The sequence below is a fragment of the Stenotrophomonas sp. SPM genome (assembly GCF_003105135.1).
GTDB lineage: Bacteria > Pseudomonadota > Gammaproteobacteria > Xanthomonadales > Xanthomonadaceae > Stenotrophomonas.
This window is the reverse complement of sequence record NZ_QETL01000103.1, coordinates 1-12,900: the sequence shown is the minus strand read 5'-3', so window position 1 is coordinate 12,900 and position 12,900 is coordinate 1. Positions and strand designations below refer to the sequence as shown.

Here is a 12,900-nt window from a genome sequence, read left to right as displayed (position 1 = left end):
TGCGGGGTGTGAGCCGCATGGATGCGGCGACCAAGCCTACATGGACGTATTTACGGCGTCCCCGCAAACCCACAGTGCCCCGCCATCCCACGGAATGCCGCTCTGGCTTTTGACTCTAAGGCTGCCGGCCAGCGGCCGGCACTACCGGCAGGTGCAGGGCGCAGCCCTGCCGAAAACACAAAAAAAACAGCAGGCCGGAGCCTGCTGTTTCGGTGTAATGGTGCGCCCGGAGAGATTCGAACTCCCGACCGCCTGGTTCGTAGCCAGGTACTCTATCCAACTGAGCTACGGGCGCCAATTACATAAACCTGTTGTATTGATCGTGTGTGGTGCGCCCGGAGAGATTCGAACTCCCGACCGCCTGGTTCGTAGCCAGGTACTCTATCCAACTGAGCTACGGGCGCGCGGTACACAATCAATTTTGTTACTACATTTTACTGCATCTTCCAGCGGCGGATGCTGGAAGCCTGTCGAGTGGTGCGCCCGGAGAGATTCGAACTCCCGACCGCCTGGTTCGTAGCCAGGTACTCTATCCAACTGAGCTACGGGCGCCCTGCGACAGGAGCGGAATTATGCGGATGTCGGCGGCTGTCGTCAACGCTTTTGTGAAAATTTTCATTCAACTGAATGAGAAAGCTTTCAGCCACGGCGTCCGGGGCTTTCATCCAGGCGAAGTGATCGGCGCGCGTGCCCAGTTCCTGCGCGGACAGCACGCGCATGCGTGAGGCCACATTCGGCAGCTTGGCCAGCAGCGCCTGCATCGAACCGGGCGGCGCGAACCAGTCGTCGGCCATCAGCACCGCCTGCGCGCTGCCATGGATGCGTGCCAGCTGCGCATCGAGGTCTTCGTCCAGGCCCACGGCGGCGTAGTGGTTGTTCAGGCCCACCCGCGCCCAGTCGGCGATCAACCCGCGTGCTTCGCTGCCGCCAAAGCCAAGGCGACGGCCGTGCAGCACACCCTGGCGACGTGCGATCCACGGCAGGAAGCGGTAGAACAGCGGCAGCAGCCAACCGCGCGGGGGCGGGAACACGCGCCAGAACGGCGTGCCGCTGGCCGCCAGCCACAGGCGCTGGAAACGATCCGGATTGCGACCGGCATGCAGGCAGGCCAGCTGCCCGCCCAGGCTGTGCCCGCCAACGATCCAGGGCAGGGCGCTGCCCGCGTCGTCTTCGTGGCCCAGCACGGTCTGGCTGGCCGGCAGATCCTGTTCGAGGATCTCGCGGTAACCCCAGTCGGCCGTGCGCGAGGGACGCAGTGAACTGCTGCCGTTGCCACGCCACTCATGCAGGTAGACGGCGATGCCACGCGCTGCCAGCGCCTGCGCAAGCGGCAGGTAGTGGCGTGCCGCCACGCCCAGTGCCGGCAGCCACAGCAGGCGTGCCAGCGGCTGTGCAGGCACGCAGGCGATGATCTCGTAGCGGTGGCCATCGCCGCTGTCCACGGCGATCGTGCGCGGCGCAGCGCTCATGCGTGCGGTGCCGCGCCGAAGTGATCCAGCACCAGCACTTCGCTGCGGCCGGGCGCGTAGCCCTGCTGCAGGCCGCGTGCCACGTAATCGATGCCGGCCTCGCAGGCATTGGCCAGGCTGAGCCCGTTGCACAGCTGGGCAGCAATGGCCGAGGCCAGCGTGCAGCCGGTGCCGTGCGCGTCCAGCGGCAGCCGTGCATGGATGAATTCCTCGCTGCTGACGCCGTCGAAGTAGCGGTCGAACACCCGGTTGCCTTCGTGCAGGTGGCCGCCCTTCAGCAGTACCGCGCCGGCACCCATGGCGAGCAGCGCGGCGGCGGCCTGCTCGGCGTGGTCGGCGTTGCCGATGCTGCGGCCGACCAGCAGTTCGGCCTCGGGGGTGTTGGGAGTGATCAGCGTGGCCAGCGGAATCAGCCGTTCGCGCATCGCCTGCAGCGCGCTGTCTTCCAGCAGGCGTGCGCCGCTGGTGGCGACCATCACCGGATCGAGTACCACGTGCGCGGGGCGGCGCTGTTCGAGCACGTCGGCGACGGTGTGAATGACTTCGGCATTCGCCAGCATGCCGAGCTTCACCGCGTGGATGTCGAAATCATCGAAGCAGGCATCCAGCTGCGCGCGCAGGAAGGCGACCGGCGGGACGTGCACGGCGGTGACGCCGCGGGTGTTCTGTGCAGTCAGTGCGGCGATGGCGGACAGGCCGTGCACGCGATGCGCGGCGAAGGCCTTCAGATCGGCCTGGATACCGGCGCCACCGCCGGAATCGGAGCCGGCGATGGTGAGGGCGGAAGCAGGAGTGGTCGGGCTCATGCCTCGATTGTGCCGTGGTCCGGCAGGGGAAAGTAGAGTCGAGCTTGCTCGACTGACCCCATTGCCCGTGGATGCCTTTGGCTCAATGCCGCCAGCGCGCCCATTGCTGGTACATCACATACACGATGCCGGTCAGGCCGGTGAGCAGGGCGGGGGCGAGCAGGGCGTCGTAGCGGAAGTGCATGAACAACCACGCGCCAACGATGCCGCCGCCGAGGAAGCCGCTGATGATCAGCCCGCTCAGGGTCAACCGGCGCACCTGCAGCGGCAGGCCGCGCAGTAGATGGCCCAGGCCGATGCCGAGGTCGGTGAACATGCCGCTCAGATGGGTAGTGCGTACCACCGCGCCGCTGAAGGTGGTGGCCATCGCGTTCTGCAGGCCGCAGGCCATGGCCGCGGCCAGTGCGCCCCAGATCTGCTGCTGTTCGAACAACGGAATGGCCACGAGCAGCAGCGCCGATTCGATCGCCAGGGCCACGCCGTAGCGCCGGCCCAGTTGCAGGGTTTCGGCCTGGATCAGCAGGCCGCTGAGCATCGCGCCCAGCGAGAAGGCGACCAGCAGGCCCCACAGGTGGCCGACCGCGCGCCAGTCACCCTGGGCAATCGCCATGCCCAGCTGGCTGGTGCTGCCGGTCATGTGGCTGACCGCCTGGTGCTCGAAGCCCAGGAAGCCCACCACGTTGACCATGCCGGCCACGCTGGACAACGCGACCGCACCGATCCAGACCCAAGTGGGCAGGCGGATTCCCATGCCGCCGCCTCAGGGCGACGGCACTTTGCCGCCGTTGAACTGCAGGTCGCTGAAGCTGCCGGTGGCCGGGTCGTACACCGCCCCCCAGAACTGCCGGCCGCCATCACACACGCGGATCGCTTCGCGCGCCGGATTGGTGCTGGCATCTTCCGGCAGGTGGAAGGCGTTGATGTAGATAAGCTGCCGGCCGCCACTTTCGATGCCCACGTACTGGCGGTCGAAGTCCCGTACGTGCGGCACCTGTGCTTCCAGCGAGGAGAGCTTCGCTTCCATCTGGTCCACCTGCTGCCGGCTCGGCGCCCAGTAGCCGCTCACCCGCCCGGCCTCGCGGCCGGGGCTGGTGCGCGAGCAGGTGTCCAGCACCTGCGCGGCGATGACGGGGCGGGTGACCACCCACGATTGGCCGGTGCGCTCGGCGGTCGGCACGCTGGCCGGGCCGCGCGTGGTGGTGCACGCACCCAGGGCGGCTGCGAGGGTAATCGCAGCCGTGGGCAGCAACAGGCGGGTGCAACGGTTCACAACACCTCCGAAGCGTAATCGGCCAGGCGCGAACGCTCGCCTCGGCGCAGGGTGATGTGCGCACTATGCGGCCAGTTCTTGAAGCGATCCACCGCGTAGGTCAGGCCCGAGGTGGTCTCGGTCAGGTACGGGGTGTCGATCTGCTCGACGTTGCCCAGGCAGACGATCTTGGTGCCGGGGCCAGCACGGGTGATCAGCGTCTTCATCTGCTTCGGGGTGAGGTTCTGCGCTTCATCGAGGATCAGGTAACGCGACAGGAACGTACGCCCGCGCATGAAGTTCATCGAGCGGATCTTGATGCGGCTGGCCAGCAGGTCATTGGTGGCCTGGCGGCCCCAGGTGCCGCCTTCCTGGTTGTGGGTCAGCACTTCCAGGTTGTCGGTCAGTGCGCCCATCCACGGCGTCATCTTTTCTTCTTCGGTACCCGGCAGGAAGCCGATGTCCTCGCCCACGCTCACCGTGGCGCGGGTCATGATGATCTCGCGATAGCGCTGCTGGTCCATCGTCTGCGCCAGGCCGGCGGCCAGTGCCAGCAGGGTCTTGCCGGTGCCGGCGGTGCCTAGCAGGGTGACGAAGTCGATCTCCGGGTCCATCAGCGCATTGAGCGCGAAGTTCTGCTCGCGGTTGCGCGCGCTGATGCCCCACACGGCGTGGCTGCCGTGGCGGAAATCATCGACCAGCGACAGCACCACCTTGCCATCGCCGACCACGCGGCTGACGCGCAGCTCGACCTCGTCTTCGCCGGGCAGGTAGACGTACTGGTTCGGGTACCACTCCTCGCCTTCCTGGGCGAGGATTTCGTAATGCGTGCGGCCCTTGTCGCTCCAGCTGCGCAGGTCCTCGCCGTGGCGCTTCCAGAAGTCTTCCGGCAGCTCGGTGGCGCCGGTGTAGAGCAGGCTGAAATCATCCAGCGCGCGGTCGTTCTCGTAATCCTCGGACACGATACCGGCGATGGCCGCCTTGATCCGCAGGTTGATGTCCTTGGAAACGAACACCACCGGCAGGTCCGGAGTTTCTTCCTTCAGCGCCAGGATCGCGCCGAGGATGGCGTTGTCCGGGATGACCTTGCCGAAACTCTTGCCCGCGTCGAAATGGCTGGTCTGGAAGCGCAGCTTGCCGGCGCTCTGCTTGCCGCGCAGCTGCAGGCCGTTGGGACGTTCAAGCGGAATGCCGTCGGCCAGGTTGTCCAGGCCCGATTCCTGCACCAGCTCATTGAGGAAGCGGCTCACCTGGCGGGCGTTGCGGCTCGCTTCGGAGGTGCCCTTCTTGCCGTTGTCCAGCTCCTCGATCACCTGCATGGGCAGGTAGACGTCATGTTCCTCGAACTTGAACAGCGCGGTGGGATCGTGCATCAGCACGTTGGTATCCAGCACGTAGATGCGCTTGCCTCGGGTCATCGTCATTTCCTGGTTACGGACAGGGAAAAACCACCACGACCTGCTGCAGGGCAGGGTGGTGGCGGACACAGTGGGCGTTGGAACTCACTTGGATTGGGCGGCCTTCAGTTCGGCAAGCACGGCGTCGGCATGGCCGGCGACCTTGACCTTGCGCCAGGACTGCACGAGTTGGCCGTCGGGAGAAATCAGGAAGGTGCTGCGTTCGATGCCGCGTACCTGCTTGCCGTACATGTTCTTCATCTTGATGACGTCGAAGGCGGTGCACAGCGCTTCGTCGGCATCACTGACCAGCGGGAAATTGAATCCCTGCTTGGCGCAGAAGTTGTCGTGGGATCTGACAGAGTCGCGGGAGACGCCGAGCACGACCGCGCCGGCCTTCTTGAACTCCGGCAGCAGCGCGTTGAAGTCGATGCCTTCGGTGGTGCAGCCGGGCGTGCTGTCCTTCGGGTAGAAGTACAGCACCAGCCACTGGCCGGCGTAGTCGCCGAGGGTGGACTGGTCGCCGCCGGACAGCGCCAGCGGCAGGGAAAGGGTGATGCTGTCCAGGGTATCGCCGTTGTTCATGAGGTCCTTCTGTCGAGCCTGGGTTGTTTCTACGACAATTGCATGAAACGCCACGCGCCCGTGAGAGGCGCGCGAAAATCCGCACGTCCGATCAGAATTTCATCGGGTCCATGATCGCGTCCAGGTTCAGGTGGTCGCAGAACTCAAGGAAATCGTCGCGCAGCGCGGCGATGTGCATGTTGGCCGGCACGCCGATGGTGACCTGCGCGCTGAACATTTCAGCACCGGTCTGCATGGCGCGGTAACGCGTGCTCTGCAGGGTCTCGATGGTGATGCCCTGGCGGTCGAAGAAATCGGCCAGCTGGAACAGGATGCCGGGCTTGTCGGCGGCGATCACTTCGACGATGTACGGCAGCAGGTTGGACTGCGCCTGCTTGGCCTCGGTGCGGTACCAGACCAGCTTCAGGCCTTCCTCGCGCTCGAGCCGGGTCAGCATCGCTTCCAGCTTGGCGACCGAATCCCAGGAGCCGGTGGCCAGGGCGGTGACCGAGACATCGCGGCCGACCGTGGCCAGGCGCGCGTCCACCAGATTGCAGCCGCTGTCGGCGATGCGGCGGGTGACGGACAGCAGGGGGGACTCCGGATGCGTCGTGTAGGCGTTGATCAGGAGGTGGTTTTCGCTCGGCGCGGGGCGCGGGGTGGTGTCGGTCAAGGCGATTCCGGGTAATGCAAGGCGTGAGTCTGAATGCCCGCCGGGGGCGGGAATCCACCGGTGTCCAGCATACTTGCCCGTGCTTTCGCGCCGCAAGTAACATTCAGGTGCCCCCGGCCTGTCGTGGCGGGCGTTTTCCCTCCCCAGCCAAGAGCAGCACGTCCTTGTCCCTTTCTGGCCTCATCACTGCGCTGGCGACCCCGTTCCGGGCCGACGGCTCCCTCGACCCCGACGGTTGGCAGCGCCTGCTGCACCTGCAGCTGGAGGGCGGCGTCCAAGGCATCGTCGTCGCCGGCTCGACCGGCGAAGCCGCCACCCTGTCCGATGCCGAATACGACCAGCTGCTGGCCAGCGCGGTCGAAACCATCGCCGGCCGTGTCCCGGTCCTGGCCGGCACCGGCCTTTCGGGCACCGCCAAAACCATCGAGCAGACCCGCCGCGCCGCCGCGCTCGGCGCCACCCACGCCCTGGTGGTGACCCCGCCGTACGTGCGGCCCACCCAGGCCGGCCTGATCGCGCATTACCGCGCCGTGGCCGACCAGGGCGGCCTGCCGGTGGTGCTTTACAACGTGCCGGGCCGCACCGGCTGCGACATGCTGCCGGAGACCGTCGCCGAGCTCGCCAGCCACCCGGACATCGTCGCCATCAAGGAAGCGGTGGGCGACCTGGGGCGCGTGCAGGCCCTGCTGGCCCTGGCCGGTCCGGAGTTCGCCGTGCTCAGCGGCGATGACGGCACCGCCGCCCGCTCGATCCAGGCTGGCATGGCCGGTCTGATCTCGGTCGGTTCCAACGCGCTGCCCGGTGCCTACCGCCGCATGTGCGCGCTGGCCGCCGCCCACGAACATGACGCCGCCGAAGCCTGGGATGCGCGCCTGCAGCCGTTCCATGATTTCTGCGGCGTCGAGCCGAACCCGATCCCGGTCAAGGCGCTGCTGCGCCGCATCGGCATCGGCCATGACCTGCGCCTGCCGCTGCTGCCGCTTTCGGCCGCACACCAGCCCGCGGCCGACCATCTCGCCGGCGACATCGCCGCCCTTGAAGCCCTTTCCAGCCACTGACCCTTTGTCGTGGCCTGATCCAGGAGATCCACATGCGTCAATCCGTTTCCACTGTCCGCGTGCTGTCCTACGCCCTGCTTGCCGTCGCCGTGGCTGCCGGTACCACCGGTTGCTTCAAGCGCGGCGCCAAGGGTGATTACGCCCTGGCTCCCGAAATGCGTCCGCTGGAAGTGCCGCCGGATCTGAACGTCCCGGCAGGCGCCGGTGGCAACCAGGTGCCGGCGCTGAGCTCGGCCACCAAGCCGGCGGCTCCGGCTGCTCCGGCCGCCGCTGCCGCCCCGGCCGCTGGCAACAGCGGCTTCACCATCCCGGGCAGCAAGGAAGAGGCCTTCGGCAAGGTCGGTACCGCGCTGGAAGGCGTCGAAGGCGTAACCATTGCCAGCCGCGCGCAGCTGCTGGGCTCCTACGACGTGGCCTATGAAGGCAGCAACTTCCTGGTCCGCGTGGTTGCCGTCGATGCCGGTGCCTACATCTCCGCGGTCGACCCGCGTGGCATGCCGGCCACCGCCGAAGCCCCGGTGAAGCTGATTGCCGCACTGAAGGCGAAGCTGGCGCAGTAAGCGCCGGTGAAGGTTCCGCCGGGCATGGCCCGGCGCTACCTTTTGCTCTGGTAGACGCCAACCTTGGTTGGCTCCACCCACAAAAAGGGCGCCGCAAGGCGCCCTTTTCGTTGCCGCAACAAGCGCTTGTCAGCGCTCCAGCAGCGGCAGCTTGTCCGGCTTGCCGTCCCACTCGCCGGCATCGGCGGGCGGATCCTTGCGCACTGTCAGCACCGGCCACTCCTTGGCGAGCTCAGCATTGAGGCCCACGAACACTTCCTGGCCGGCCGGGACATCGTCCTCCGGGAAGATCGCGTTGACCGGGCACTCCGGCTCACAGAGGGTGCAGTCGATGCACTCGTCCGGGTCGATCACCAGGAAGTTCGGGCCTTCGTGGAAGCAGTCCACGGGGCACACTTCCACGCAATCGGTGTGTTTGCACTTGATGCAGTTTTCGGTGACGACAAAGGGCATAAGGGGGGAGGCAGATCCGTCTTCAAGCGCACAATTCTAGAACAGGTTGAACGCGCGCGCTGCCGTTGGACGCACCGGCGCCCTGCGCGCTGACGATTCTGCACAGGCGGCAAGGGCATGCGGCCACTGCGCAGCGGCACTTTGCGGCACTGCACATTGCCAAGCTGGGGACGCCCCCGGCAGACTCGATGTCCATCGGTGGACATCTGGCGGTGAAGCAGTGCGGATCGCAGGGACGGGCATGGCATGAGCGTGTATCTGGGCATCGACGCCGGCACGCAGAGCGTGAAAGTGATCGCCTACGACGCGGCGGTACGCACGGTGCTGGCGCAGCAGGCGCGGCCGCTGGAACTGGCGGCGACGGCCGATGGGGGCCGCGAACAGAACGCCGCCGACTGGGTGAAGGCGCTGGTCGAGGCGATCCAGGCCCTGCCGGGGCCGGTGCGGGCGCGGGTGCGCGGGCTGGCGGTGTCCGGCCAGCAGCACGGTTTCGTCCCGCTGGGCCGCGACAACCGCGCGCTGGGCCCGGTCAAGCTGTGGTGCGACACCAGCACCGGCGCCGAATGCGACGCGATCACCGCCGCCATGGGCGGGCCTGCGGCCTGCATCGCCGAGGCAGGCAGCGACCTGCGGGTGGGCTACACGGCCTCCAAGCTGCGCTGGACCCGGCAGCACCGGCCGGAGGTGGATGCCGCGCTGGATGGCATCGCCCTGCCGCACGACTACCTGAATCTCTGGCTGACCGGCAAGCGTTTCATGGAGGCCGGTGACGCCTCAGGCACCGGTTGGCTGGATGTGCGCCGCCGCACCTGGTCGCCGGCGATGCTGGCCGCCACCGACGCGCGGCGTGACCTGGCCGCACTGCTGCCGCCGCTGGTCGGTCCGGAACAGGGCTTCAGCCTGCTGCCAGCGATCGCCGCGCTGCTGGGGCTGCCGGCCGATACCCGCGTGGCAGTCGGCGGCGGCGACAACATGATGGCGGCCATCGGCACCGGCGCGGTGCGCGAGGGGCGGCTGAGCATGAGCCTGGGCACCTCGGGCACGCTGTTCGCCTGGCGCGCCACGCCCTGCGTGGATGCGCAGGGGCGGTGGGCCGCGTTCTGCGCCTCCGATGGCGGCTGGCTGCCGCTGATCTGCACGATGAACTGCACGGTTGCCACCGGCCAGACGGCCGCATTGCTGGGGCAGTCGCCGGAGCAGTGCGAAACCCTGCTGGCGCAAAGCGCGCCTGGCGCCGATGGGCTGGTAATGCTGCCGTTCTTCAACGGCGAGCGCAGCCCGGACCTGCCGCTGGCACGGGGCGCCCTGCATGGGCTGGACCTGCACAACCTGACCCCGGCCAACCTCTACCGCGCCGCGATGGAAGGTGCCAGCTACAGCCTGCGCCTCGGCTACGACGCGCTGGTTGAAGGCGGCCTGCGCGGGGAGCGCCTGGTACTGACCGGGGGCGGTGCCCACAGCCCGGCCTGGCGCCAGATGATCGCGGACCTGTTCCAGCTGCCGGTGGTCGTGCCGGTGCAGGCCGAAGGCGCCGCCTTCGGTGCCGCGCTGCAGGCGCTGTGGCTGTGCGAAGGGCAGGGCCAGGCGCTGGCCGACCTGGTCGATGCGCACCTGCAGTTCGCCCTTGCTTTGGCCGCCCAGCCCGACCCCACCCGCGCGGCCGCGTACGAGGCCGGTTACCAAAGTTTCGTCCACCACCTGCAGGCGTTGATGCCGCTGTTCCAGCAGCGCCTGCGCTGATCCCGAAGAAGGAAGCATCGTCCATGGCAACCCCGTTCCATGTAGGTCAGCGTGAGTACTTCCCCGGCATCGGTCGCATTCCCTTCGAGGGCCGCGACTCCGACAACCCCCTGGCCTTCAAGGTCTACGACGCACAGAAGCAGATCGGCGGGCGCAGCATGGCCGAGCACCTGCGCTTTGCGGTGGCCTACTGGCACAGCTTCTGCGGCGCCGGCCAGGATCCGTTCGGGCCGGGCACCCGTGCCTACCCGTGGGACCACGGCGATACCGCGCTGGCCCGTGCCGAGGCGCGCTGCGATGCCGCCTTCGAGTTCTTCACCAAGCTGGGCGTGCCCTACTGGTGCTTCCATGACGTGGACCTGGCGCCGGACGCGGAGGACATCGGCGAGTACCGCGCCAACCTCGCGCAGATGGTCGAGCTGGCCGGCCAGCGCCAGCAGCAGACCGGCATGCAGCTGCTGTGGGGCACGGCCAATCTGTTCTCGCATCCGCGCTACATGAACGGTGCGGCCACCAATCCGGATTTCGCGGTGGTGGCGCGCGCGGCGGTGCAGGTGCGTGCGGCGCTGGAGGCCACCGTGGCGCTGGGCGGCAGCAATTACGTGTTCTGGGGTGGCCGCGAAGGCTATGCCTGCCTGCTCAACACCGACATGAAGCGCGAGCAGGCGCATCTGGCCCGGTTCCTTGCTGCCGCCCGCGACCACGGCCGCAGCATCGGCTTCCAGGGCACCTTCCTGATCGAGCCCAAGCCGATGGAGCCGATGCACCACCAATACGACTTCGACAGTGCCACCGTGGTCGGCTTCCTGCGCGAGCACGGGCTGGACGGCGATTTCAAGCTGAACATCGAGGCCAACCACGCCACCCTGTCCGGGCATACCTTTGCCCACGACCTGCAGGTGGCCGCCGATGCCGGCCTGCTGGGCAGCATCGACGCCAACCGCGGCAACCCGCAGAACGGCTGGGACACCGACCAGTTCCCGACCGACCTCTACGACACCGTCGGCGCCATGCTGGTGGTGCTCCGGCAGGGCGGGCTGGGCCATGGCGGCCTGAACTTCGATGCCAAGGTGCGCCGCGAGTCGACCGACCCGCAGGACCTGTTCCTGGCCCATATCGGCGGCATGGATGCGTTCGCCCGCGGCCTCGAAGTGGCCCATGCGCTGCTGCAGGCCTCGCCGCTGGAGTCGTGGCGGCGCGAGCGCTATGCCAGCTTCGACCACGGCCCGGGGCAGGCGTTCGCCGCCGGCCAGCTCAGCCTGGACGACCTCTGCGCCCACGCCCAGCAGGCCGGCGAACCGCACCAGCGTAGCGGCCGGCAGGAAGCCTATGAGAACCTGCTGAACCAGTACCTGCTGCGCTGAGCGGCCGGCCCACCTCTTTCGCGGAAGACCCAATGTCCACAGCGATTCCTGCAAACGCCGGCACGCGCGGCGAAAACACTGCTTTCATCGTCCTGATCAGCTGCGTGGCCACCCTCGGTGGCTTCCTGTTCGGCTTCGACAGTGGCGTGATCAACGGCACGGTCGACGGCCTGCGCCAGGCGTTCAATTCCAGCGAGGCGGCCCTGGGCTTCGAGGTGGCATCGATGCTGCTGGGCTGCGCAATCGGTGCGTTCGTGGCCGGGCGCCTGGGTGACCTGCTGGGCCGGCGCAGCGTGCTGATCATCTCGGCGGTGCTGTTCCTGCTGTCGGCGCTGGGTGCCGGCGCGGCGCATGCCTCGTGGCTGTTCGTGGCCGCGCGCATGGTCGGCGGCTTTGCGGTGGGTGCGGCCAGCGTGATGTCACCGGCCTACATCGCCGAAGTGGCCTCTGCGCGCTACCGCGGCAAGCTGGCCACGGTGCAGCAGATGGCGATCATCAGCGGCCTGTTCGCGGCGTTCCTCAGCAACTTCCTGCTGGCCCGCGCGGCCGGTGCCTCCACCGAGGTGCTGTGGCTGGGGCAGGAGGCGTGGCGCTGGATGTTCTGGATGCAGGCGATTCCGTCGCTGCTGTTCCTGGTGCTGCTGCTGGCGATCCCGGAAAGCCCGCGTTTCCTGGTCGCCAAGGGCCGCCAGGCGCAGGCCGAGGCGGTGCTGGTGAAGCTGTACGGCGCGGCCGAGGCCCGCACCAAGCGCAGCGAGATCGAGGGCAGCCTGGCCCAGGACCAGCACCGGCCGAGCTTTGCCGACCTGAAGGACAAGGCCACCGGCCGCCTGCGCAGCATCGTCTGGGTGGGCATCGGCCTGGCGGTGCTGCAGCAGCTGGTGGGCATCAACGTGGTGTTTTACTACGGCGCGGTGCTGTGGCAGGCGGTGGGCTTCTCGGAGAACGATGCGCTGCTGATCAACGTGCTGTCCGGCGCGCTGAGCATCGGTGCCTGCCTGGTGACGGTGCTGCTGATCGACCGTATCGGCCGCAAGCCGCTGCTGTGGGTCGGTTCGGTGGGCATGGCCATTGCGCTGGCGCTGATGGTGGTGGCCTTTGCCAGCGGCAGCCTGGTCGATGGCCGGTTGCAGTTGTCCGACGGCATGGGTCGGCTGGCGCTGGTGGCCGCCAATGTCTACGTGGTCTTCTTCAACATGTCGTGGGGCCCGGTGATGTGGGTGATGCTGGGCGAAATGTTCCCGAACCAGATCCGCGGCTCGGCGCTGGCTGTGGCCGGCGCGGCGCAGTGGACGTCGAACTTCGCCATCACGGTCACCTTCCCGATGCTGCTGGCCGGCATCGGCCTGGCCGGCGCCTACGGCATCTATACCGTTGCCGCCTTCCTCTCCATCTTCTTCGTGGTGCGCTACGTGCGCGAAACCAAGGGCAAGGAACTGGAGCAGATGGAAGGCTGACGGCAGGCCCGCGTTTCAGCGCCTCCTTTCTCCGTGGGGGAGGCGGCAGGCCAGCCGATCCAGGACACGCCGTTAACCCATCCATGGGGGCTCGATGGCGCCATCCATGG

Annotated in this window: 13 protein-coding genes and 3 tRNA genes; 5 read left to right on the top strand and 11 right to left on the bottom strand. The window is 67.6% G+C overall.

The genetic code is table 11. The features are described 5' to 3' along the window. Window positions 1-218: 218 nt before the first annotated feature. From DCO49_RS16760 to DCO49_RS16715, 10 genes are all read right to left on the bottom strand, one after another. A tRNA-Arg gene (locus DCO49_RS16760) sits at window positions 219-295 on the bottom strand. 32 nt (window positions 296-327) lie between these two features. Continuing rightward, window positions 328-404: transfer RNA gene (locus DCO49_RS16755), tRNA-Arg, on the bottom strand. 71 nt (window positions 405-475) lie between these two features. Next, window positions 476-552: transfer RNA gene (locus tag DCO49_RS16750), tRNA-Arg, on the bottom strand. Then, window positions 543-1,469 carry an alpha/beta fold hydrolase gene (locus DCO49_RS16745; protein WP_116864969.1) on the bottom strand — a complete coding sequence of 309 codons (927 nt, stop codon included), beginning with the start codon at window positions 1,467-1,469 and terminating at the stop codon, window positions 543-545. Before DCO49_RS16745 ends, DCO49_RS16750 begins: the two co-directional genes overlap by 10 nt. Beyond that, window positions 1,466-2,275: a bifunctional hydroxymethylpyrimidine kinase/phosphomethylpyrimidine kinase gene (gene thiD / locus DCO49_RS16740; protein ID WP_116864968.1), complete on the bottom strand. Its 810-nt coding sequence runs from the start codon at window positions 2,273-2,275 to the stop codon at window positions 1,466-1,468. The genes DCO49_RS16745 and thiD overlap by 4 nt, the downstream gene beginning before the upstream one ends. Window positions 2,276-2,357: 82 nt before the next feature. Continuing rightward, window positions 2,358-3,026 carry a YoaK family protein gene (locus tag DCO49_RS16735; protein WP_116864967.1) on the bottom strand — a complete coding sequence of 223 codons (669 nt, stop codon included), beginning with the start codon at window positions 3,024-3,026 and terminating at the stop codon, window positions 2,358-2,360. A gap of 9 nt (window positions 3,027-3,035) precedes the next feature. Next, entirely contained in the window at window positions 3,036-3,545 is a 510-nt protein-coding gene (locus tag DCO49_RS16730) for a hypothetical protein (RefSeq protein ID WP_116864966.1), read from the bottom strand. Then, complete coding sequence (locus DCO49_RS16725; RefSeq protein ID WP_116864965.1) at window positions 3,542-4,942, bottom strand: PhoH family protein; 1,401 nt, start codon at window positions 4,940-4,942, stop codon at window positions 3,542-3,544. Before DCO49_RS16725 ends, DCO49_RS16730 begins: the two co-directional genes overlap by 4 nt. 84 nt (window positions 4,943-5,026) lie before the next feature. Further along, window positions 5,027-5,506 carry a peroxiredoxin gene (locus DCO49_RS16720; protein WP_116864964.1) on the bottom strand — a complete coding sequence of 160 codons (480 nt, stop codon included), beginning with the start codon at window positions 5,504-5,506 and terminating at the stop codon, window positions 5,027-5,029. Between the two features lie 91 nt (window positions 5,507-5,597). Further along, window positions 5,598-6,158 carry a glycine cleavage system protein R gene (locus DCO49_RS16715; protein WP_025879444.1) on the bottom strand — a complete coding sequence of 187 codons (561 nt, stop codon included), beginning with the start codon at window positions 6,156-6,158 and terminating at the stop codon, window positions 5,598-5,600. Between the two features lie 164 nt (window positions 6,159-6,322). Here DCO49_RS16715 and dapA point away from each other — a divergent pair, with 164 nt between their 5' ends. Together dapA and DCO49_RS16705 are read left to right on the top strand one after the other, a co-directional pair. Continuing rightward, complete coding sequence (gene dapA, locus DCO49_RS16710; protein ID WP_116864963.1) at window positions 6,323-7,216, top strand: 4-hydroxy-tetrahydrodipicolinate synthase; 894 nt, start codon at window positions 6,323-6,325, stop codon at window positions 7,214-7,216. A gap of 32 nt (window positions 7,217-7,248) precedes the next feature. Beyond that, window positions 7,249-7,776, top strand: coding sequence for a hypothetical protein (locus DCO49_RS16705; protein ID WP_108768502.1), 528 nt, complete (start codon window positions 7,249-7,251; stop codon window positions 7,774-7,776). 129 nt (window positions 7,777-7,905) lie between these two features. Here the strand turns inward: DCO49_RS16705 and fdxA are convergent, their stop codons facing one another. Then, window positions 7,906-8,229 carry a ferredoxin FdxA gene (fdxA, locus tag DCO49_RS16700; RefSeq protein ID WP_079221482.1) on the bottom strand — a complete coding sequence of 108 codons (324 nt, stop codon included), beginning with the start codon at window positions 8,227-8,229 and terminating at the stop codon, window positions 7,906-7,908. Between the two features lie 246 nt (window positions 8,230-8,475). Here fdxA and xylB point away from each other — a divergent pair, with 246 nt between their 5' ends. Genes xylB through DCO49_RS16685 form a run of 3 tightly spaced genes read left to right on the top strand, consistent with a single transcriptional unit; the run spans window position 8,476 to window position 12,790 of the window. Next, the gene (xylB, locus tag DCO49_RS16695) at window positions 8,476-9,969 is read left to right on the top strand and encodes a xylulokinase (RefSeq protein WP_116864962.1); all 1,494 of its coding nucleotides are present in this window, start codon (window positions 8,476-8,478) and stop codon (window positions 9,967-9,969) included. Between the two features lie 23 nt (window positions 9,970-9,992). Next, a complete protein-coding gene (gene xylA / locus DCO49_RS16690; RefSeq protein ID WP_116864961.1) occupies window positions 9,993-11,333 on the top strand; it encodes a xylose isomerase in 1,341 nt (446 codons plus the stop codon). A 32-nt stretch (window positions 11,334-11,365) separates the two neighbouring features. Continuing rightward, a complete protein-coding gene (locus tag DCO49_RS16685; RefSeq protein ID WP_116864960.1) occupies window positions 11,366-12,790 on the top strand; it encodes a sugar porter family MFS transporter in 1,425 nt (474 codons plus the stop codon). Window positions 12,791-12,900 lie beyond the last annotated feature (110 nt).